The 22,558-nt window shown below is 48.3% G+C and carries 18 protein-coding genes and 1 riboswitch; of the genes, 2 read left to right on the forward strand and 16 right to left on the reverse strand.

Features of this window, described 5'->3' with window-relative positions; genetic code table 11:
• Positions 1–29: 29 nt before the first annotated feature.
• From C6P39_RS25145 to spoIVA, 8 genes are all read right to left on the reverse strand, one after another.
• Positions 30–1,415, reverse strand: coding sequence for a cobyrinate a,c-diamide synthase (locus tag C6P39_RS25145; RefSeq protein ID WP_104805577.1), 1,386 nt, complete (start codon positions 1,413–1,415; stop codon positions 30–32).
• 10 nt (positions 1,416–1,425) lie between these two features.
• Positions 1,426–3,405 (reverse strand): precorrin-6A reductase, encoded by a 1,980-nt coding sequence (gene cobK, locus C6P39_RS25150; RefSeq protein ID WP_104805578.1) that lies wholly within the window; start codon positions 3,403–3,405, stop codon positions 1,426–1,428.
• A complete protein-coding gene (gene cobJ, locus C6P39_RS25155; RefSeq protein WP_104805579.1) occupies positions 3,398–4,129 on the reverse strand; it encodes a precorrin-3B C(17)-methyltransferase in 732 nt (243 codons plus the stop codon). Before cobJ ends, cobK begins: the two co-directional genes overlap by 8 nt.
• On the reverse strand, positions 4,122–5,240 hold the full coding sequence (locus C6P39_RS25160; protein WP_095172779.1) for a cobalt-precorrin 5A hydrolase: 1,119 nt from the start codon (positions 5,238–5,240) through the stop codon (positions 4,122–4,124). Before C6P39_RS25160 ends, cobJ begins: the two co-directional genes overlap by 8 nt.
• Complete coding sequence (gene cobM, locus C6P39_RS25165; protein ID WP_095172778.1) at positions 5,237–6,001, reverse strand: precorrin-4 C(11)-methyltransferase; 765 nt, start codon at positions 5,999–6,001, stop codon at positions 5,237–5,239. The genes C6P39_RS25160 and cobM overlap by 4 nt, the downstream gene beginning before the upstream one ends.
• Positions 5,998–6,699 (reverse strand): precorrin-2 C(20)-methyltransferase, encoded by a 702-nt coding sequence (cobI, locus tag C6P39_RS25170; RefSeq protein WP_095172777.1) that lies wholly within the window; start codon positions 6,697–6,699, stop codon positions 5,998–6,000. Before cobI ends, cobM begins: the two co-directional genes overlap by 4 nt.
• A 163-nt stretch (positions 6,700–6,862) precedes the next feature.
• Positions 6,863–8,035: a cobalt-precorrin-5B (C(1))-methyltransferase CbiD gene (gene cbiD, locus C6P39_RS25175; RefSeq protein WP_104805580.1), complete on the reverse strand. Its 1,173-nt coding sequence runs from the start codon at positions 8,033–8,035 to the stop codon at positions 6,863–6,865.
• Positions 8,036–8,343: 308 nt separating this feature from the next.
• On the reverse strand, positions 8,344–9,813 hold the full coding sequence (gene spoIVA / locus C6P39_RS25185; protein ID WP_095172774.1) for a stage IV sporulation protein A: 1,470 nt from the start codon (positions 9,811–9,813) through the stop codon (positions 8,344–8,346).
• 319 nt (positions 9,814–10,132) lie between these two features.
• On the opposite strand from spoIVA, the gene C6P39_RS25190 reads away from it, so the two are divergent.
• The gene (locus C6P39_RS25190; protein WP_104805581.1) at positions 10,133–11,773 is read left to right on the forward strand and encodes a putative DNA modification/repair radical SAM protein; all 1,641 of its coding nucleotides are present in this window, start codon (positions 10,133–10,135) and stop codon (positions 11,771–11,773) included.
• A 708-nt stretch (positions 11,774–12,481) separates the two neighbouring features.
• Complete coding sequence (locus tag C6P39_RS25195) at positions 12,482–13,204, forward strand: TIGR03915 family putative DNA repair protein (RefSeq protein WP_104805582.1); 723 nt, start codon at positions 12,482–12,484, stop codon at positions 13,202–13,204.
• A gap of 77 nt (positions 13,205–13,281) precedes the next feature.
• On the opposite strand, the gene amrS is transcribed toward C6P39_RS25195, so the two are convergent.
• The 8 genes from amrS to acsV form a co-directional block, all read right to left on the reverse strand.
• On the reverse strand, positions 13,282–14,109 hold the full coding sequence (gene amrS / locus C6P39_RS25200; RefSeq protein ID WP_104805583.1) for an AmmeMemoRadiSam system radical SAM enzyme: 828 nt from the start codon (positions 14,107–14,109) through the stop codon (positions 13,282–13,284).
• A 29-nt stretch (positions 14,110–14,138) separates the two neighbouring features.
• The gene (amrA, locus tag C6P39_RS25205; protein ID WP_104805584.1) at positions 14,139–15,527 is read right to left on the reverse strand and encodes an AmmeMemoRadiSam system protein A; all 1,389 of its coding nucleotides are present in this window, start codon (positions 15,525–15,527) and stop codon (positions 14,139–14,141) included.
• 30 nt (positions 15,528–15,557) lie between these two features.
• The gene (locus C6P39_RS25210) at positions 15,558–16,994 is read right to left on the reverse strand and encodes a phospholipase D family protein (protein WP_104805585.1); all 1,437 of its coding nucleotides are present in this window, start codon (positions 16,992–16,994) and stop codon (positions 15,558–15,560) included.
• Between the two features lie 386 nt (positions 16,995–17,380).
• Positions 17,381–18,232: a bifunctional 5,10-methylenetetrahydrofolate dehydrogenase/5,10-methenyltetrahydrofolate cyclohydrolase gene (locus C6P39_RS25215; RefSeq protein ID WP_104805586.1), complete on the reverse strand. Its 852-nt coding sequence runs from the start codon at positions 18,230–18,232 to the stop codon at positions 17,381–17,383.
• 156 nt (positions 18,233–18,388) lie between these two features.
• On the reverse strand, positions 18,389–19,018 hold the full coding sequence (locus C6P39_RS25220) for a cyclodeaminase/cyclohydrolase family protein (RefSeq protein ID WP_095172767.1): 630 nt from the start codon (positions 19,016–19,018) through the stop codon (positions 18,389–18,391).
• A 67-nt stretch (positions 19,019–19,085) separates the two neighbouring features.
• Complete coding sequence (locus C6P39_RS25225; RefSeq protein WP_158661691.1) at positions 19,086–19,667, reverse strand: folate family ECF transporter S component; 582 nt, start codon at positions 19,665–19,667, stop codon at positions 19,086–19,088.
• Between the two features lie 102 nt (positions 19,668–19,769).
• A riboswitch (THF riboswitch) is annotated at positions 19,770–19,868 on the reverse strand.
• Positions 19,869–19,882: 14 nt separating this feature from the next.
• Positions 19,883–20,533: a DUF3786 domain-containing protein gene (locus C6P39_RS25230; protein WP_095172765.1), complete on the reverse strand. Its 651-nt coding sequence runs from the start codon at positions 20,531–20,533 to the stop codon at positions 19,883–19,885.
• A gap of 57 nt (positions 20,534–20,590) precedes the next feature.
• Positions 20,591–22,519, reverse strand: a complete 1,929-nt coding sequence (gene acsV / locus C6P39_RS25235) for a corrinoid activation/regeneration protein AcsV (RefSeq protein ID WP_104805587.1) — start codon at positions 22,517–22,519, stop codon at positions 20,591–20,593.
• Positions 22,520–22,558 lie beyond the last annotated feature (39 nt).

Here is a 22,558-nt window from a genome sequence, read left to right on the forward strand (position 1 = left end):
CTCTCTTCCTCTGTATATTTCTATTTCCTTTATTTTCCTGTTCTTCTGTACTCCAGGCACTTCTCCAGAAACGCCTGCGGCAGCTTGGGATTTCCATAGTAATAAAAATGGGGGAATCCTGCCAGCAGATGGTCGGAAGCGTGCAGGCAGCTCCAGGACCTGCTGCTCATAGGCTTCTCTGCCAGAAAGTCTTCTCCGCAGGAGGTGGAATCAAAGTAATGGAACTCATGGGCCGGACTCTTCCCAATCCTTTTTCCAAAAACGGTTCCCTCCCTCTGGGTGAGTGTCACATACCCGAACCGTCCCAGTTTTTCCGTCCTGTACGCATGGCCCGGTATGATGCCCACACCGTCACATGGATTTTTGTCCATATCCTCCATGGACTCGTGGAGGTACATAAATCCCCCGCACTCTGCCAGAACAGGGATCCCTCTCTGATATTCCGCCAGAATGGCCCGGCGGACAGAATAATTATCCTCCAGCTCTTTGCCCAAAAGCTCCGGATATCCACCGTAAAAGATCAGGCCGCAAAGCCCCTCGGGCAGACGCTTGTCATGGATAGGAGAAAAATATACAATCTCTGCTCCCATCTGCTCCAAAAGCTTTAGATTATCCTCATAGACAAAGCAAAACGCCTCATCCCTGGCGATTCCGATTCTCACCTTCTCCGGCAGACAAAACGCATAGGCGCTGTCCTCCTTCCATGGCCTTTTGGGTGAAATATCAGGGGCATTTCCGGCGATCTCAAGGATTTTATCCACACAGAGTGTCTGCTCCAAAATCCCGGCCAGCTTCATAAGCTTTTCCCGGAACCCCTCCACTTCCTCCGGCATTACAAGACCCAGGTGGCGGCTTTCAAGAACACAGTCCTCCACTTTGGGGACATATCCCAGGACAGGTATGGAAAGTTCCTCCTCGATCATTTTTTTCACCCTTGGATACAACATGGCTGTCATCTGGTTCAGGATCACACCTGCGATCCGGCTGTCTTTTTTGTATTCCGCAAATCCCTTGATGTAAGGGAGCACAGATACACTCATACCCCGGCAGTTCACGATCAGGACCGCAGGGGTCTCCGTTACATTGGCCAGTTCGTAGGCGCTGGCTTTGCTGGTGATTCCGCCCACCCCGTCATAATACCCCATGACGCCTTCCATGACCGCAATATCCATATCGCAGCTGTTCTTTGCAAGCAGGTACCGCACCACATCGCCGTCCGTAAAAAAGGTGTCCAGGTTCCTGGACTTGGTTCCAATGACTTTTGTATGGAACATAGGGTCAATATAGTCAGGTCCGCACTTGAAGGAAGCAGTCCTAAGCCCACGGTTTTTTAAGACCTGCAGGATCCCGCAGGTGAGCAGAGTCTTGCCGCTGCCGCTGGCACCGGCACAAAGAAGTATACGCGGTATTTTCATATCATCTCTCCTATCTGATATCCCCTGTGCAGGAAATAATGGTGATCGGATTTTCCCCCATCATCATATGGTAAGGCCCTGCTTTCCTGGCCCTTCCCACACTGAGCTGCACCACCTCTGTGTCTGTGACCGGCAGTTCCTTCAGACACCGCAGGGCTTCCGCCACACTCTCCAAAGCAATGCAGTTCATCACGATCCTGACACGAGGATTTTTGTGGAGCAAAAGTTCCATGATCGCTTTCATGTTCCCTGACGAACCCCCGATAAACGCATGGGTGGGTGCCTCCAGGCCGCGAAGTACCTCCGGTGCCTCCCCTTCCACAATGGTCAGGTTATCTGCAGCAAATTTCATTTTGTTTTTCAGAAGCAGTTCCGCTGCCAGAGATTTCTTCTCAATGGCATATACCCTTCCCTCTGCTGCCCGAAGAGCCATTTCCACAGAGACCGAACCGGTTCCGGCTCCCACATCCCAGCAGACAGAATCTTTTAAAAGACCTAGTTTTGCAAGGGAAACGGTCCGTATTTCCTCTTTTGTCATGGGTACCTTGTCCCTTACAAATTCCTCATCCCGAATTCCATGGGTGGCAGGCCTTGGCACATATGTTTCATTTTCCACATATACGACGCTCAGGGCGTCTCCGGTATAAGAGACAAAATCCTCAGGATATCCGGTCAGGATCTTTTCCTGGGCATAGGAGAGCTGTTCCCCTACAAACAGACGCACCCGGTCCATATTGTATTCCTTCAGCTTTTTTGCCAGAGCCGACACACCGTCACTGCTGCCCAGGATGGAGAACACCTTCTCATGGGTGCGGATGGCTGCCACAAGATTTGCCTTTCTTCCATGGGCACTGGTGATAAACGCATCATCCCAGGATTTCCCGATCTTTCCCATAAAATAAACCAGGGAGGAAATTCCGCAGATGATCTGTACATGATATCCGGAAAGCTTTTCCAGAAGTTTTCTGGCGCCGCTGTAAAATCCCACATCCCCGGACAATACCACCGCAATTTTCTCATATTCCGGGTGTTCCTCTATGTACCTGCTGATCTTATCACTGTCATACTCTATGCAGACATCCTGCCCCTCAAGGGCTGCTGCCTCCACCATACGTCTGGCGCCGATCACCAGCTCTGCCTTTTCAAGAACCTGCTGCGCCTCCGCTGTCATGAGCATTGGGCTTCCCACACCGATCCCCACAAGAGAGATCTCTTTTGGCGGGCAAAGGGCAAACTGACTGCAGAGCATTTTTCTGCACTGGGAAAGGGAGATCCCTTCCTCCAAAAGAGGCCTTCCCACCACCACAGGCACACAGCCTGTCTCCCGGGCCGCATCCAGTTTTTCCTGATATCCTCCGGTAGTGCCCGACATTTTTGTGACCAGGTATTTGCAGTCAAGCTGCTCGATCATGGCTCTGTTCATCTCTTTTGAAAAAGGCCCCTGCATACAGATCAGGTTTCTCCCTTCAAATCCGTGTGCCGCACACTGCTCTGCCACATTTGCCAAAGAGAGCACCCTGGCAAACACTCTGTCCTTATATCCCGGAATGACTGTGTATTTTGCGATCTCCTTGCTCCCGGTGGTCACCAAAATATTTCCCCGGGTGCCCTTCAGATACTCTGCTGCCTCATCCACACTGGACACGTAAACTGCCCGATCATTCTTTTCCCCACTGTCTTTGCTGCTGCGAAGAAGCCGTACATAACGGCACCCTGCCTTCTCGCAGGCAGCGCGGATATTCTTTGTCACCTCAGCCGCATAGGGATGGGTGGCGTCAATGACCGGGTCCGCCTGGATCTCCACCATAAGCCTTTCCATTTCCTCCCTGTCGAGGCGGGTATGGGAGACGGTCATATGCCCGCTCTTCGGCAGCAGTTCTTCTCCGTATTCCGTGGCTACACAGATATGGGAAGGGATCGACTGGCTGTCCAGAAATTCAGCGATCTTACGTCCTTCCGTGGTGCCGGCAAACACAAGGACCTTACACATTTTTGTAACCTCTGGGCGTCACCATCCTGCCGCCAATCTCCTTTGTCTGGGAATTGCCAACGAAGACTGTGGTAAACATATCCACTTTTGTCTCCCTTAACTCTTTCAGGGTCATGACCTTCATCTCCTCCCCTTCCCTTCCGATATTGCCCACGATTCCGCAGACCGTGTCTTCTGCCTTATATTTCATCATCAGGTCACAGGCCTTCATCAGGTAGTCATGGCGTTTTTTGCTGGACGGGTTATACAGGCAGACCACAAAATCCCCGTGCGCCGCATCTGTCAGCCTGCGCTCAATTTTCTCCCATGGTGTCAGCAGGTCGCTTAAGCTGATCAGACAGAAGTCGTGGATCAAGGGCGCACCAAGGACTGCTGCCCCTCCGGTGGCTGCCGTGACCCCCGGAATGATGGAAAGGTCCACCTCAGGATATCCTGTGCCCACCTCATACATAAGGCCTGCCATGCCGTATACACCTGCATCCCCGCTGCAGATCATAGCAACTGTCTTTCCTTTCATAGCCTCCTCAAAGGCCATTACACAGCGCTCCACTTCCTTCTTCATGGGCGTTGTGAGAAACTCCTTTCCCGGAAAATGGTCCTTTACCAGGTCCACATACACGGTATATCCAATGATCACATCACTGTTCTTCAGGGCCTCTGCGGCCTCGATCGTCATCTTCTCATAGGCACCCGGACCGATGCCTACCACGTATAATTTATTCAAAATGCACACTCCATTTCCTTCTGGCAAGAGCAACGGTCACGCCGTCCTCCGCGTATTTTCTTAAGATCAGCATACTCTTCACACCGTCCTGGCTGCTGCCGAGGACTGCACTCCGTTCACAGACATTGTCAACACCTGTGACCTCTTCCACAAATCTTGACTCCGCAAAGGTACCTTCCACCAAAGCCAATTCTTCCTTTGCGTAAGTCACAAAAGGCAGATTTCTGTCCCGGCAGTAACCGATAATGCCCGCCTCATCTTTTTTCAGATCAATGCTGGCCACCCGCTCCATGGATACAGAGGGGACCAGAAGTTCATCACAGGCTCTTCTGATGACCCGTTCCACCGTTTCCTTTGGGGTATCCTTTCTGCAGCCCACGCCCACAGTCACCACTCTGGGCACCAGATACAGCGTGTGGACAAAGGGATGTTTCTGGTAACTGTTTGTCACATAGATACCGATTTCCGGCTTCTCTTTTTCCTCATCCAGGAGCACCAATTCAGAGGGAATATCCCCGATCCACGGAAAATCGCTGGCAAATCCCACTTCCTTTCCATCCACAAGCGCGGCTGAGATTTCTTTCGCCAGATCCATGTCAGAGATATAGCACCCGTTTTTTCTGGCAAACACATCCACTGCGAACTTTTTATTGATGTCCGTCGCTGTAGTTATGACCGGTGTGGCGTGAAGGATATCGGCGATCTCTTCCGTGAGTTCATTGGCTCCTCCGATATGACCGGAAAGCAGGGAAATGGCAAAACCGCCCTGCTCGTCCACCACAATGACAGCCGGGTCTATCTTCTTGCTGGTCACAAAAGGAGCAATGCTGCGCACAGCGATTCCGCAGGCCCCCACAAACACAATGGCGTCGGAATCCTGGAACCTCCTGCCTGCCCACTCTTTAATGGAGGCATCCACCGGCTTTGCAAACTGCTTCACATTGCGGAAGGATCTATCATCCACCTCAAGCTGTGACTCGTCCATGACTTTTTTCGTATATTTGCTTTTTGTATATGACTCCACCTCATACCCGCGCTCTTTCATCACCCAGTAGAGCATTTCGCTCAGACGGTATCCCGCACGGCTGAAGCTGATAATGGAAACTTTCATATGGAATCCGTACCCTTTCTGAATTCTGTTGTAAATCCGGGATCATATAATTTGGAACGGTCATACCCGTTGTGTGCCACCACATCGCCGATGATCATAAGTGCCGTCTTGGTGATATGGTTCTCTCTGGCAGTCTCAGCCAGGGTACCCACCGTACAGACAAAGGATTTCTCATCCTCCCAGGTAGCCTTGTATACAATGGCAGCCGGCGTATCTGCAGTATAACCGCCTGCGATCAGCCGTTTGGAAAGTTCCTCCAAAAGGCCTGTGCTCAAAAATACCACCATAGTTGCATGGTGTGCGGCAAAAGACTCAATGCTCTCTTTTTCCGGCACAGGGGTTCTGCCTGCCATTCTTGTAATGACCACACTCTGAGACACATTCGGCAGGGTATATTCCAGATCCAGGGCTGCTGCAGCCCCGCTAAAGGAACTTACACCGGGACAGTAGTCATAGGCAATATCCTCTTCATCCAGTACATCCATCTGTTCTCTGATGGCACCGTACAGACAGGGATCTCCTGTGTGGAGGCGCACGGTCATTTTCTTCTCACTCTCGGCTCTGCGCATAACCTCCAGCACTTCCTCCAGTGTCATTTTGGCACTGTTGAAAATCTCACAGCCTTCTTTGGCATATTCCAGAAGCTGCGGATTCACCAGGGAACCTGCATAGATGATCACATCTGCTTCCTCCAGAAATTTTTTCCCTCTCAGGGTGATTAAATCCGGGGCACCGCTCCCCGCTCCAACAAAATGTATCATAATGTCTCCTTCTCTTTTGCAATGATCAGGGAATAATAACCGGACTGTTCCGGTATATCCTCTGCACGCTCATAAATTTTTTCTGTGGGCATACCACAGTCCTCAATCATAACGGCTGCCTGTCCGCTTTCCAGTATGCTTTCCCGCACCTGTTTCAGTTTCTTTCCTGTCTTCATCAGCACCTTTGTGCCCGGAAGCTTCAGGATATCATCCATGGTATCCGCATTATACGTGGCCGGGATCACATGAAGAGGCTCCGCCATTTCCACAAGCCCCATGTTCAATCTGGCCGCCACTGCACAGAAGGAGGTAATGCCGCTTACGATCTCCGCCTTATATCCGCGCTCCACAATCCTTTTATGTACATAGAGGTAAGTAGAATACACGGTGGGATCTCCCAAGGTGAGAAAGGCCACGTTTTTTCCCTCTTTCAGCCAGGCCTCCACATCGTCTGCCGCTTTGTCGTGATTTGCCTCCAGAACCTTCGGGTCCTTTGTCATGGGCATGGCAACGGGAATGAGTTTTTTCTCATCCAGGCCGTCATAGGCTCCCTTTACGATTTTATAAGCCACACTCTCCTTTACGTTATTACCGGGCACGGCAATGACTTCGCTTTCCCTTATCAGGCGGAGTGCTTTGAGTGTCAGCAGTTCCGGGTCTCCCGGTCCCACCCCTAATCCAAATAATATACCTTTCATCTGTACTATCTCCTTTATCTTTTAGTATCTTGCTGTAACTGTTCGGAATCCTCAAGGTCACACAATAAACCATGCAGGATCGCCTTTCGCCATGGCATTTGCCTGACGGAGAAATGCTTTCTTACGGTCAATGCAGTGGATGCACAGGCCTACGGAACAGTTATCACTTGTTCTCTTTTTTAATATCCTGTTCTCTCAGAAGCGCCGTCAGTTCCCCGGCCTTTTCTGTCTCCCCCAGATAACCGAATTCATTGGAAAAAATAACAGCGCCCAACATCATCCTGTCGTATGCACGATGATGCAGATAATAAGAGATCCTGTCTGTTATCTCCTTTATGGTCTCCTGTAGTTTTCCTTCTCTTTCAATAAGGACCAAGGCCTCATCCGTAGTGACTGTATTTAAAATTTTAAGCGCCGCAGAAGCGGATATTCCTGCACGCATGGCATTGGAGGCCAAAACCTCGGCTCTGGCATCCGCGCAGCGGGAATGGGTGTTCATGATCCCTGCTGCCACTTTTACAAATTTTCCGATATGGGATACAAAAAGAATGCCTTCCACTCCCATAGAAACTGCCATGTCAATCGTCTCACCCACGTAGTTACTGCATTTCATGGCTTCCTCAAGGGGAAGGTCCATATGCTCCTTCAGATATGCGGAGCCATAATTGCCGGGGGTCACCAGAAGAAAACGGCTGCCGTTTTCCACCCGCTGGCGCATTTCCACTTCTATGGTCTTTATCAGTGCGCTTTCACTCATAGGCTCCACAATACCGGAGGTCCCCAAAATGGAGATACCGCCCTGAATGCCTAGTCTAGGGTTGAAGGTTTTTTTTGCTGCCTCCTCCCCTCCCGGGACACTTATGATGATTTCCAGGCCGCCCTCATAATCATACTCTGAGCAGACATCCTCCACTGCTTTCAGGATCATACTGCGGGGTATTTTGTTGATCGCCGCATTTCCGACCGGCTGCTCCAAACCCTTTTTTGTCACACGTCCCACCCCGGATCCGCCGTCAAGCACGATCTTTGCTTCCCCGGTTTTCCTTACCCGGGAAAAAATCTCCAGGCCATCCGTCATATCCGGATCATCTCCCGCATCCTTACGCACGGCGCAGGACACATGATCCTCCCCTTTTTCAATATGCCCAATCTCCAGATTCAGCCGTATTCCTTTGGGTGTCAAAAAAGGGATCTCCCGGATCTCCTCTCCTGACAAAAGCATCTGCACTGCAGCTTTAGAGGCCGCGGCTGCACATGTTCCGGTCGTGTAGCCAAAACGCATTTTCTTATTATTCCTGATAATGTAATAGTCTTCCAAACCAGTCTTATGTGTCATATGTACTTGTCTCCGAATCGGCCAAAGTCTGCCGCTTTTCTTTCTAAAATAAAAACCGCTGCCAGAAAACTGACAACGGATCTTTTCTCTTTTGGGTTACAGCAGAATAAAAATGATACACTTATCCTGTTGTCTTGAACTGTCCGGTTGCCGCAGACGTCCCCATCTCCGGCTCCGCACGTATCTGGCTGTACAGTAACGGACTTGCACAGGAATTTCACCTGCTTCCGTAACGTTTCCGGGTCATATAATCACTGTTGTAATTATATAATTTTCCCTAGGAAAAGTCAATGTAAAAAGAAGTTCTGTCAGATGATGATGCAGACCAGCCCGCCTTTGCTGTCATTGACAATTTTCTGCATGGTATCCTGGAGTTTTACCTGGCTTTCATCACTAATCTGTACCAGCTTGGTGTGAATGCCGTCCTCCACCAGCTGTCCGATGGATTTGCCAAAAATATTGGTCTGCCAGATGCTCTCCTGCCGCTCATCACTGGTCTTGATATATTCGATCAGATCTTTTGCCTGCTCCTCACTACCCACGATGGGTGCGATCTCTGTCTCAATATTGGCCCGTATCATATGGATGGACGGGCTGACTGACTTGATCTTCACGCCGTATTTGCTGCCCTGTTTGATAACCATAGGCTCTTCCAGCCTGATCTCCGATTTATCTGGAGTCACCACACCGTAGCCTTTCCCCCTGACAGAGGAGATTGCTTCACGCACCTTCACATATTCTTCCTTCATCTTAGCCAGCTCCTGCATGGTGTGGATCAGCTCATACTCATCTGAAATAGAAACTCCGGTCATTTCACTTAGAACTGCATAATACCAGTTCTCATCCATATCCACCCGTATCCGCACTTTGCCGGTGGACAGATCCAGGGCTTCCGGTACCAGATTGCGCACATACTGGGACTTGAGGACCATCTTATCCCTGGTGGCATCCTTCACATATTTCATCTTTCCCATAAGTTCCCGGATACAGCTTAACAGTTCTGCCTTCAGGTAATGGTCTGTAGGAAGGATCTCCACCCATTTCGGAATAAAAAATTCCATCTGCACAATAGGGAACTCATATAACACCTTTTCCATGATCCTTGTCACGTCGTCCCTGCGCAGCTGCTCACAGTTTACACTGAGGACACCTGCCTGGTACTTCTGTTTCAGCTCCTCACACAGAGCAAGTGTCTCCTCCTTGTAGGGCTTCTGGGAATTTACCAGAATCAAAAACGGCTTTCCCGCTTTTTTAAGCTCCGCAACGGTTTTCTCCTCACTCTCTATGTAATTATTCCTGGGAATCTCTCCAAAAGAGCCGTCACATGTGATGACCAGGCCGATGTTGGAGTGCTCCTCGATCACCTTTTTTGTGCCTGTCTCCGCTGCCTGATGGAAAGGTATCTCATAGCCGAACCAGGGCGTCTTCACCATACGCTCCTTGCCGTCCTCCATGTTTCCCGCTGCATCGGGCACCATATACCCCACACAGTCGATAAGACGTATTTTCGCAGTCACATCATCACCGATCTTAATTTTAGCGGCATCTTTTGGAATGAATTTTGGCTCCACCGTGGTGATCAGTTTTCCGGAACCGCTCAAAGGAAGCTGGTCCCTTACCTCTTTCTGTGCTGTCTCTTCCATGTTGGGCAGTGCCGCCAGCTCCATAAAGCGGCGGACGAACGTGGACTTTCCCGTCCGTACCGGTCCCACTACCCCTATGTAAATTTCTCCTCTGGTGCGGGCTTGTATGTCTTTATAAATGTTATATGTATCCATGAAAATACCCCCTTATCGTACTGCTAAATTATATGCTCCCGGCCCCTCAGATATTCCCTTTCTTTCAAAAAACGTTACTGTCACAGCCCTGAAAAAACGCAGTACCGCGAATAAGAACAAAAAGCGTTACTATTCACAGCCAGCAAAAAACGCAGTTCTGTAAACAGTAACAAGCTTCGCGATACACAGATATGGAGCGTTCTGCCCCAAATCGCGCCGGCTGCCTCGGGATTTTCAATATCGAACATTTGTTCTTGACACTTTTTTGCCGCTGTGTTATTCTGTAATCAGAACATACATTCGGAAGGATTTGATCACTATGTACTTATCATCATCCCTGACTCTGGAAGAAAAATTGAAAATATTATCCGATGCAGCCAAATACGATGTGGCCTGTACCTCCAGCGGCTCTGACCGCCGCGGGGAAAAGGGCAGTCTGGGCAATTCCGTAGCTGCCGGCATCTGCCACAGCTTTGCCTCCGACGGACGCTGTATCTCCCTTTTAAAAATACTATTATCCAATGAGTGCATCTATGACTGCAAATACTGTCTGAACCGCCGCTCCAACGATAAGGTACGCACCACCTTCACCCCGGACGAAATCTGCAGCCTCACCGTGGAATTTTATAAAAGAAACTATATAGAAGGCCTCTTCCTCAGCTCCGGCGTAGTAAAGAATCCCACCTACACGATGGAGCTTATGTACCGGAGCCTTTATCTGCTGCGCACCAAATACCATTTCCGCGGCTATATCCACGCCAAAGCTGTACCCGGAGCCGCCCCGGAGATCATCGAACAGATCGGCTATCTGGCTGACCGCATGAGTGTCAACATGGAACTACCCACCAGAGAGTCTCTCCAGGCCCTGGCTCCCGGAAAAAGCCATGAAAACATACTAAAACCCATAAAGCAGATTCAGCACGGCATCACAGACTACCGCCTCTCCATCGGCAAGTCTGCCCAGATGGAACGAAGCAGCGCCAACCGCTACCTCCCCAATTCCATCTTCAAAGCAAAAAAAGAAACGCAGGACACCATCACCGGCACTTCCCGCTCCGGAACCTTAAGCGGTCCTCTGGCCTCTGGCGGTCCGCATTCCGCCACCCCTGCGCCTTCACCCCTGTCAGGAAATACGGAAACCACGGTAACTTCCTCCGTCATCCGCCCTTCCGACTCCCGGAACATGACCGCACCCTCTTCCTTTGCGGGAAGTCCGTCCTTCTATTTCCGCCAGGACGCCCCCGCCCTGCCTGCGGCCCAAAGCCGCTCCTTTGTCCCTGCAGGCCAGAGCACCCAGATGATCATCGGCGCCACCCCGGAAAACGACTACCAGCTCTTGCAGGTGACCCAATCCCTGTATCAGCAGTTTGATTTAAAACGAGTCTTCTTTTCCGCTTATGTTCCGCTGAACGAAGACTCCAGCCTTCCCTCCCTGGACACAGCCCCGCCCCTCCTAAGAGAGCACCGTCTGTACCAGGCAGACTGGCTTCTGCGTTTTTACGGTTTCCATGCAGAGGACCTTTTAGACCCCGGCCGCCCAAACTTCAACATCCTCCTGGATCCCAAGTGCGACTGGGCTCTGCGCCACCTGGAACTGTTTCCCATTGAGATCCAGACTGCATCTTACGAAGACCTGCTGAAAGTCCCCGGCCTGGGCAACAAATCCGCCTATCGGATTGTCCAGGCCCGCCGGACCAACCGTCTGGATTTCCCAGCCCTAAAAAAACTGGGCGTCGTCCTAAAACGCGCCCAATACTTCATCACCTGCAGCGGTAAAATGCTCTACCGCACCCCCATCGAAGAGGACTTCATCACCCGCCAGCTCACCTGCACCGACCAAAAGACCACCTGGTCCCTGGACCACCCCCAAACCTACCGCCAGCTCTCCCTCTTCGACGACCTAAACCTAACCACCCCCGCCCCCGAAGACCCCCTAAAAACCCTAAGCGGCCAATTATAATCTTTTTATTTTGCTTTTTATTTTTTATCTTTTTCACACCGTTCAACCGCCAATACCCAGGGAAACTCGGGTGGGAGAGGCCAGGGGCGCCGTGTCTGCGGTAAGCGATGTACAGTGGAGCGGCCCGGAGATCCACCTGCGCCAGTCACTTAGTGAAGAGCCCATTGGCGATGAACTTAGTGAATGGCAGCAGGTTAGCTCCGGACCAGCGGAACGCTTCGCTCACCCCACATAGACACCGGCCCGCTCCCGATACTTTGCATTCCCCTGGTAGTGAAAGGCGGAAGGATAAAAGTAAAAAAGATAAAAGAAAAGGTAAAAGAAAAAGATAAAGGCCAAAAGATAAAGGTCGAAAGATAAAGGCCAAAAGATAAAGGTCGAAAGATAAGGGCCAAAAGATAAAGGTCGAAAGATAAAGGCCAAAAGATAAAGGTCGAAAGATAAAGGCCAAAAGATAAAGGTCGAAAGATAAAGGCCAAAAGATAAAGGTCGAAAGATAAAGGCCAAAAGATAAAGGTCGAAAGATNCTCCAGTACACTACTTCTCGTACGTTACTCATCTTCGGTCTATCGATATATACAATGTTCGTCACTTTGTAAGCAACATTCCCAACGGTCGTCTGCGCATGCTATTGTGTTCGTATGACGAGATGGTGCAGGAAGCGCGGGTAGGATCGTCGGCAGCGTCAGATGGTTATAAGAGAGACAGATGATGACCTGCATCTACGACGCCTGGTCCGCCCGTCTGGGCCACAGCAACATAAAACTCCGGACCGAACCCATCTGGTCCCCGGAGCTTTTCTGTGAGTACCGCCACATAGACCCCGATGAAGAAAAAGTCCAAAAAGTGATCCGTTCCATCCAGCAGAAAATCTCCGAAAAATCCTACCATGACATCTACCGTGCCGCCATGTCGGACCATCCCGACAAGCTGGACATCATCTACCGTTACATGATCCTGGGCTTTGTTTACAAAGAAAAAACTTCCCAGATGCTGGGCGATCCCGCCGTTTCCGCCCTCTTTGAACTAAACCGCAAAGTAGCCAATGAAGCACACCTGTTTCGGGAATTCGTCCGTTTCTCCCGGCTGAAAAACCAGATTCTGTTGTCCATCATTGAACCCAAATGTAATGTTCTCACCATCCTTGCTCCCAACTTTGAAGACCGTATGCCCTCAGAGCACTGGATGATCGTGGACAAGACACGGATGCTGTCTGTTGTACATCCTGCCGACAGCGACTACTTCCTAACCCCTGTATCACCTGAAGAACTTACCTACATGGAAGCCTCAAAAGACCGCTTCGACCCATATGTTGGCCTCTGGAAATCCTTTTTTCAGACCATCGGCATCGAACAACGCAAAAATCCCCGCTGCCAGCGCAATATGCTCCCAATCTGGTACCGGAAACATATGCCTGAATTCCAGCAATAGAAAACGCCTTTGCACACATTCTATTGTTATGGACAGTAAGCCCGCGGAAGCCGACGAGGCAGGCAGCAAAATCCCCCTCAGCAGTTACCTGTATAAACGTATTTCAGATACTTGCCTGCCTCCCCGGCCAGGCGGTATACAGCTTCCACTTCTGTTGCCTTTTGGTCCGTCATTCTCCACCTTGGAAAAAATCTGGTCACATGCAGCGGAATCTCGTAATCCACAGATGCCACCCACTCAGCCAGTTCCTGTATTTCCCCGGCAGAGTCATTTTCTCCCGGAACCACAAGTGTTGTAAGCTCCACATGACATACTCCGGCAGCCTTTGCTATAAATGCCTTCACCGTTTCCAAATCGCCCCCTAGCTTTTTGTAATATGCCTCTGTAAAGCCTTTCAGATCAATATTCATAGCATCTATATAAGGCAGCACGGCTTCCTCTGTCTCCTCTGTAAATGCCCCATTGGTGACAAGGATCGTTTTCATTCCTCTTCTTCTCACCTCCCTGGCAGTATCCCGCACATACTCATATCCCACAAGAGGCTCATTATATGTAAATGCAACACCAAGATTTCCCCGTGCCTTCAGCTTTTCTGCCTGTTGGGCCAGTTCCTTAGGGCTGAAATATTCACAGCGAAGCGCCTTCTCCCCACACATGGAAATTTCATGATTCTGACAAAACGGGCAGGACAAATTACAACCAAAACTGCCCACTGATAGAACCATTTTTCCGGGACAGAACCTCTGCAGCGGTTTCTTTTCCACCGGATCCAGCGCAAGAGCCGTACACATTCCGTAATTGACAGACTCTATTTTGCCTTCCACATTTTTTCTTGCCCTGCATCTTCCTGTCTTTCCCTCTTCCAGCCTGCAGTGATGCATGCATACTCTGCACGTTGTACTCATAAGACGCTCCCCTCATTCCTTTCATATCTTCACGTGTGTCTGACTACCCGGGACCGCTCCAGTTTTACACCCTCCTCCCATTCATCAATACCAGCTTTCTGCTTGGCAATCAATATCTGTTCCTCCACGGTATCCACGCCTTCCAGATTCGGGAGCAGAAGACCTCTCTTCCTTCCCTTACTCACGATCACACCATACTCTTTCACATCCAGTTCCATTGCCGATGATACGATTTCTGTATCTCCCAACACATCCACACTGTAAACCAGCTTATCTAGTTCCGCCTCCCTGACAGGCGGAAATCTTGGATCACGGCACCCTGCGCTGACAGCATTCTCCACAATCTCCTCTGCCACGGAATCTGTTACAGGAGAGATAGTTCCGATACATCCGCGCAGCCTTTCATGCATTTTAAGCGAGACGAACACACCTGCGCGCCTCAAACAAAGTTCTTTTGGCAGATTATCCGGTACTGTAACTTTTTTACCTGTTCTCACATAAGTCTCCAAAGAGTTTCTCGCCAGTTTCACATAGATATCTTCAGCCGCCTTTTTATGCTCCAGATTTTCTCTCTGCATTTTTTCATACTGCCTGAGATACGATCTGGTGTCATCCTTACCAAAAGCCTCATAAGTACAGATTCCATACCCGACTCCAAAGGGACCTTCATAAGACAAGCGCTCTGTTTTTACTGATTTTCCATCTAAAGCTCCTGCCATGATCACAAAGGATCTGTGGCCGCACTCTGCTGCTTTCTCACAGAAATCATCCTGGAAACCAAATAATTCTCCAAAATTTCCGGCTCCCATAACCTGCATGATTCTTCCATCATATTCCGGTCCTTCCTTCTGATAACCATAAGGACCCTCCTTTAAAAGCTTATGGGATAAATCACCGCTTGCAATCATGACCACATCTCTGCCCAATATATCTGCCGCCTGACTGATATACTGCCCCAGCCGATAATGAGCTTCCAATGGCTGCCCTGACAATCCAATCCTCAGCACTCGGCATCTGACATTGTGCTTTTTCAGGAAATACAGTGGAATCATAGTGGCATGGTCCAGCCTGGGGTCCCGTTCTCCTCTGGTTCCCGCCATAAATCCGTCCCTGTCCAGAAGTCCGCAGAGCTGACTGCGCAGTTCCATATCGTATTCCGCCTCAATCCGTACCCCCTTTGCCCCAAACTCTCCAAAATTCCCGGATGCTCCCCTCCCCGGAGAGATGTGAAAATAATCTGCATACATGACAGAATGGGGAGTTGTCACCACAACGGTATCCGGACAAAGCTTTGCCACATGCTGCGCGGCTTTCTCGTATGCTGCGATCGTATTTGCGATTCCTCTTTCCTGCCCTCTTCCTACCTCCGGTATAATAAGCGGAGGATGAGGCACCATAACAGCACCGCGTATGGACATAATATCCAGCTCCTTTCCTTTTGATATTCTTTACACTAAACTACGAAACGGCTGCATGATCAAACCGACTACCCGCATTGCAATCTTTTTCCAAACCCCTATTTCTTCCACCCGGATATGTTCCGGTACTTCATAGGTATCCGGTCCGGTCACAACACGGCAGTCTTTTTCCATCGCATCCATATATCCGGTCAATTCCTCCGTCAGTTCTTTACTCTGCACTGCCAGCATCAGTTCTGTATCCACATACGTGCTCCGAAGGTCCATGTTGTAAGAACCGATAATTGACATATCCTCATCAATCACAACAGACTTCCCGTGATAAGAGACTCCGCCGTCATACTCCAGCAGAGACAGACCTGTATTATAAACACCTTTCTTCCTGTACAGGTAATCGCTGGATGCCATAAAATTGTCACCGTTTTCCACAGAATTGATCACCATCCTGCTATCCGGAACCTTTCCTGCGATCTCTGTCAATTCCCTCTTCATATATCCGTTCAGGACTACATAGGGCGTATGGATGATAACCCTTTCTTTTGCCTGTTTCATCAATTCGGACAGCTCATAAAATAATACCGGTTCCTTCCCATATATCCCTGTGGGATTTGAAAGAAGTGTCACTTTGTTGGTCTCACAGGTCATCAAGTCATAGTCACAGGGCTTGAATAAGTCAGGATTCTCTGTCTTCAGCTTCTCATATCTTTTGGTGAGCATGTCAATCATACTCTTTACCTTTTCATCCTTACTCAGACTTTCCTCATCATGAAATAACCTGCATTCTTTTTTCTTCCACATGTGGCTGAAATACGCTTCCACCTGATACAGAGAACTTTTATCCCCCTGACGCTGTTGAGGATCTGTATTATAAATGAGCACTTCCCTGTCATAACTCATATTCTTGTTTGGATAATCTCCGATGAAATAATCAAAGGTATTTCTTCCGCCCAGAATATAGGCCAATTCATCTACGATCACATACTTATCGTGCATCCTTCCCTGCGTCTTCCACGGCACTGCCACATTCAGTTTATTGTATATTTTTATCTCCACATTCGGATGAGAGGACAGCGCATAGAAAAGTTCATTTTCCTCCATACGGATCGTACCGCTTACCCCATCTACCAGGATCTTAATCTTGATGCCCTCCTCTGCCTTGTGATACAGAACAGCAAGCAAATCTCTTGTACTCTTTCCATCCCTCATATCAAATGTGGAGAGTATGATCCTTTCTTTTGCCTGATGAAACAGGCGAATCCTTTCATCCCAGGCACTTTTATTTGTCTCCAGCAGCATTGCTCTGTCCACACCTGCAGTATCGTTGTAACAGTCTGATGCAGAAAAATTCTTTTTTGTCTCCTCTGCCACTTTTTTATAGTAAAGAAACGGTCCTACTGCCCCGGCTATTAGATAAACCAGAAAAAACGCCAACACAAACAGCAGCCATCGAATTTTAAACCTTTTCATTCTTCTCACCCTTTATTGTTTTCCTTATCATACTCCGGAAATTATCATAGGGCACCATACTGCTTTCTGTGAAAAAAGTCAAGAATAATCCCATGAACATTTCTTAAAGTATTATAAACTGCTGAACACTCAGACTTTCCCCTCACAACCGTGCAGTTTCCTTCGTGTCCATGAACCAAAAACCCCCGGAAATCCAATTGAATGTGAATTTCCAGGGGTAAAAAACATATGTATTTACTCGTAACTCTTCCGTATATCTGTGCATTTACTGCGCTGACCGCAAGAAAACATTCCGCAGCCAAGCAACCATTCTACCGGTAACGGTCATTTAGCAAGAACTTTATCTGTGACTGTGAAGGTACGAAACCGTTACTTTTACGCTGTCATTATGCAAATTTACGTTTTGCAGCTTCCACTACATGTCCAACCAGAACGGAAGTTGTTACACTTCCAACACCGCCCGGAACTGGAGTGATGGCATCTACAACAGGCTCAGCCTTCTCAAAATCAACATCTCCGCAGAGTTTACCTTCTGCATTTACGTTAATTCCAACGTCGATCACGGTCTGGCCTGCGCTTAAATAAGTATCATCAATAACGCCGGCACGGCCTGCCGCAACGATAACGATATCTGCCTCTCTTACTACAGAAGGCATATCCACAGTTCTGGTATGGCAGATTGTAACAGTTGCATTCTTCTTGATCAGCATCATAGCTGCCGGTTTACCTACTACCAGGCTTCGTCCTACAACTACTGCTTTTTTACCTGTACAGTCAATTCCGTAATGATCCAGAATTTCCATACATGCCTGGGGTGTACATGGCGGGAAGCCTACATTTTTTCCTGTAAATACACCTGACATGGAGCCATCTGTCATACAGTCAACATCTTTTGCCGGATCCAGTGCGTTTTCAATCACTGACTGATTCAGGTGTTTCGGCAGCGGACGGAATAAGAGAACACCATGAACCTTGTCATCTTTATTCACTTTATCAATGGCTGCCAACAGCTCATCCTGACTTACATCTGCCGGAAGCAGAATTTTCTCACATGCAACACCCAGTGTTTCACAGCGCTTGGTTGCGCCTCTCTCGTAGGAGATATCGCTTTCATTTTCACCTACACGGATAATACAAAGAGTCGGTTTTACACCTTTCTCCTCCAGTGCTGCCACATCCGCTTTGATTCTCTCATTTAATGCTGCTGTTACTTCCTTACCCAGTAATCTTTTCGCCATTCTCTATGAATCCTCCTGCATCTTTTTATCATACCCATCCGGGCATACCATAACTTACATCGCATTCGCCTGCGGTATAAGACTTTTCTGAAATGACACTCTGCAATGCTGTACTAGTCTTTCCTTGTGTCATTATAAAGCAAAACTATGTAACTATTATTTCAGTCTGGAAAGTACACTGTCAAAGGTCTCATCAGCGATTTTTGTATATTTCTCCAGCATCGCGTCAGCCTTCTTATTCAGCTCTTCCGCATAAGCTTTATCAGCCATGGATTTTGTATTGATATATACATTCAGGCTGGCACCTTTCAGCGCTGCTTTACAGAATGCTGCTCCTACACCTGCATCACTGATGGCCAGTGTGGAACCTTTTGCTGCAAATTCTACGATCACTTCGATGGCTTCACAGCACTTTTCCATTATTTCCATGGGTACAGAGCAGGCGTCTTTCAGAACGATTTCCATCACTCTGGCTTTTTCCGCTTTCTCTTCCTCGGTTGCACGAGGCATACCATAGGCTTTTGACAGGGGTTCAAACACCTCCGCATCTCTCTCTATCAGACGTAAGAAATCTTTCTGCAGAGCATCACATTTCTTCTTCAGCTCCCACATCTCGTCTTCTACTTCTGCGTATTTCTTCTTGCCCACTGTCAGGCTGCCCACCATATTACCCAGGGCTGTTCCCACTGCGCCAACCAGAGCAGATGCTCCGCCGCCGCCCGGAACCGGTGCTTTTGATGCTAATACTTCCACAAATTCATTACATGGTACAGTTGAAAATCCCATCTCTCACATACCTCTCTTTCTTTGATCGCCGGATCTCTCCGGCTTTATATCAACTCCCTTTCGGGAATTATTTTGCGTGGTCAGTTACATTTACAGACCCATTTTTCAGCATAGTGCTCTTATTTACCATAGCAGTCAAAGGGCTCTTGTAGAGGAAGAACACCAGCACAGTATTCAGAGCTGCCAGAAGAGGCGTCTGAACCAGTCTCTGGGCATACAAAACAGCCCACGGTGTTCCGTAGTACATATGAAGTCCCAGACATGTAAATCCAAGAGAACCTACGATTCCATGAACTACGATCACTGCAAGTACATGCCAGATTTCCAGTTTCTTTGCATAAAAATGCCGAAACAGTCCCGGCAGCACGCCAGCCAGAACAGCAGTGACAGAAATCATGGGATTTGGTGCATAACCCTGAAGAATCGCCCCAAGGAAATCAGATAAAAAGCCGCAGATTCCCCCTACCAAAGGGCCAAACCAAAAGCCGCAAAGGTATACCGGAGTCTGACCTACGGTAAGCCGAATACTGGTACCAATGGGAATCGCAACTACCCTGGTCAGGATAATACTCATTGCCACCAGAACACCTGTAAATGCCAAAACTTTCACATTATTCACTTTTTTCATCAGATATAAATCCTCCTTCATCTGTTGTCTCCTAGGAACAGCATAACTGTCCCTTCTCGTTGTGTACTTATGGCATAGTAGTTTACTACACCAAAGAGAAGAATTCATATCTGTCTTTAATGTAGTAGCGGACGCAATATTACATCGTGGAGCCTTGCGGCTGCCTTCGTTCATGGACAACTTCCCATCCCATGACACTTAACGCGTAATACCTACTCTACTATAACAATCTTAATTTAAGACAACTTTTTTTCCAATGCTTTCATCATGTTAATGCTGATATCGCCCACAACCGCCAAATCCTCCGCGGCAAATGAGACGGCAAAATTATCAGAAAATAATATCTGTGCAGAAGGCTGGAATTCGTCATCCCCTTCCCACAAGATAAACTTCACATACAAATTGTCCATAAATTCCAGTTCATAGGAACAGTCTCCCTCTGAACATTTTTTTGCTCCCAAGTGCTCCATAATCTTCCGGAACACAGGCAGCTTGTTTCCATAGCCAAATGCCAGACGGAACAGGCACCTGCCCTGGAACTGCCGGAAGTATACCTCACCCCAGGGAACATCATGATAGGTCACAAATTTTCCTGATGCCGGTGCTGCACTTCTCTCTGTCAAAAAACGGACAATGAGAATCTTAGCGTTCATGGCCTCCTCCAGAGGATATACTTTGGCGGAATCCTCCACGTGATGAATTTCATAATCCGGAAAAGATACCTGGTATGTACTTCCCATCAATTTCACGGTAAAAAGCCCCTTTTCCTCATCATAAGGAATACCGGTTCGCCCGCTGATCTCTTTCGGGTCCATCTCTCTGTATGCGTTCAAATAATGTTCATAAGGACGCTGCTCTTTACTGTCCTTTGCGTATTCAAAATTCATCTTTTCACCTCAGTCAGTCTATTTATTTGTGACAATAAAAGTCCGCATCGCGCACTTCTATTCTTCTGTTACAGACGGAAACAAGGACGTATCCGTATGTGGTATAAAACAGCATGCTACAAATTCATCCATATAACTCGGTACAGCGGAAAGCTCCAGGTATGTCATATTGGTTGCGATCTCATAACATTTCTGCTCTGCTTCTTTTGAAAGGAGCATTGTATATGCACCGGACAGAGAAGAGTTTCCGATGTAATGGAATTTCTCTAAAGGAATATCCGGGAACATTCCAATTCTCACGGCATTCTGCATATTGATGCCGCTGCCAATCCCTCCGGCCACATAGACATCATCAATCATGGAAATATCAAAATCAAGGGATAACAACATCGTACGGATAGCTGAGAAAATAGCACCTTTAGCCCGTATGAAATTATCAATATCCACCTCATTGATTTCCACTTCCTTGACACTGCCCGACTCCTCCTCGAAGGCGAGCACATAGCTGCCCATGCCATACTCATCATGGCGGACACGTTTCCCTTCCCGGATAAACTTTCCTTTCGGATTGATGATACCGGTACGGAATAATTCGCTGATCACATCAATGATACCGGAACCGCAGAGACCGATCGGTTTCTCACCCTGATCCCCTATGACAGAATAACTGGGTTCCATGGTTTCTGCATCAATGGTACAGGCCTCGATAGCGCCGTCCGTAGCGCGCATACCGCAGCTGATATCCCCGCCTTCAAAGGCAGGACCTGCAGAGCAGGCACAACTCATCATAAAGTCTGAATTGCCAAATACAAGCTCGCCATTTGTACCTAAATCAATAAACAGAGAAAATTCAGGACGATTCCACAGCATACTGACCAAAGTACCTGCTGTGATATCCCCACCCACATAACTTCCAATATTAGGCGCCAGTATAATATGGGCATCCGGATTCACCCTGATTCCAATATCAGAGGCAAACAGTGAATTTGTTTTATAAAATGTAGGAATATATGGCTCCATACGGATCGGGTCGCCATTCATTCCTGTCAACAGATGGTTCATAGTAGTATTGGATGCAATACACATACGGTAAATATGCAGAGGACTGAATCCACAGGAACGGCACATCTGTGCAATCATTGGATTGATGGTTTCCTCCACTACTGCACGCTGCAGTTTCTCGCTGCCGCCCGGTTTCATAGATTCAATAATACGATTGATAACATCCGCACCATAACGAATCTGACCGTTTCCAGCTGAAGCTTTTCCCAGGATCTCACCTGTCTGCATATTGATCAGCAGTGCAGACACCGTTGTTGTACCAATATCAACAGCCAAACCGCCGATGACCACTTTTTCATCTCTGCCATAGACATCATACACGAAAATATCATCTTCTGTTCTGCGCACAATGCATTTTACATCAAAATGATTCTCACGGAAAACAACAGATATTTTCCGAAGTGCAGAATAGGGCAGACGCACCCTTTCCACACCGGTCTCTCTTTTGATTGCCCGCATCAGACGCTCATTATCCGGCATGGTGTCATCCAGAGACGGTTCATCCATGGTCACATGGATAATATCTAGACTATTTTTCAAGACAATTCCTGCTGCTTCCACATCGGATTTTGCCTGTTCAAATATGGCAATCTCCTCCTTGGAACTCAAATCTGCGACTTTCATCCGGCTTCTGTAAGCGGATGCAATGTCGGGTACCTGTACCTCCACATCACCTGTCAGCTTGCTCACACATGCCAGTCTCCATCCCTCTGCATACTCTTCATCGGAGATGTGGCGGGTCTTTGGAGAATTCATTTCACCTGTCACCAGTTTAACTTTGCATTTACCGCAGGAGGCATTGCCGGAACAGGGGGCATCGATAGCCACATTCGTTTTTCTCGCTACTTCTAAAAGGATTTCTCCTTCCTGGGCGAAAGTTGTGACGTCTTCGCCATTTTCAAACTTAAAAGTCACTTTGAACATAGGAATTTAGCCTTTCTGTATATTTTTATCTGCGCCGGC

The organism is Blautia marasmi, assembly GCF_900258535.1.
GTDB classification, from domain to species: Bacteria; Bacillota; Clostridia; order Lachnospirales; family Lachnospiraceae; genus Blautia; species Blautia hominis.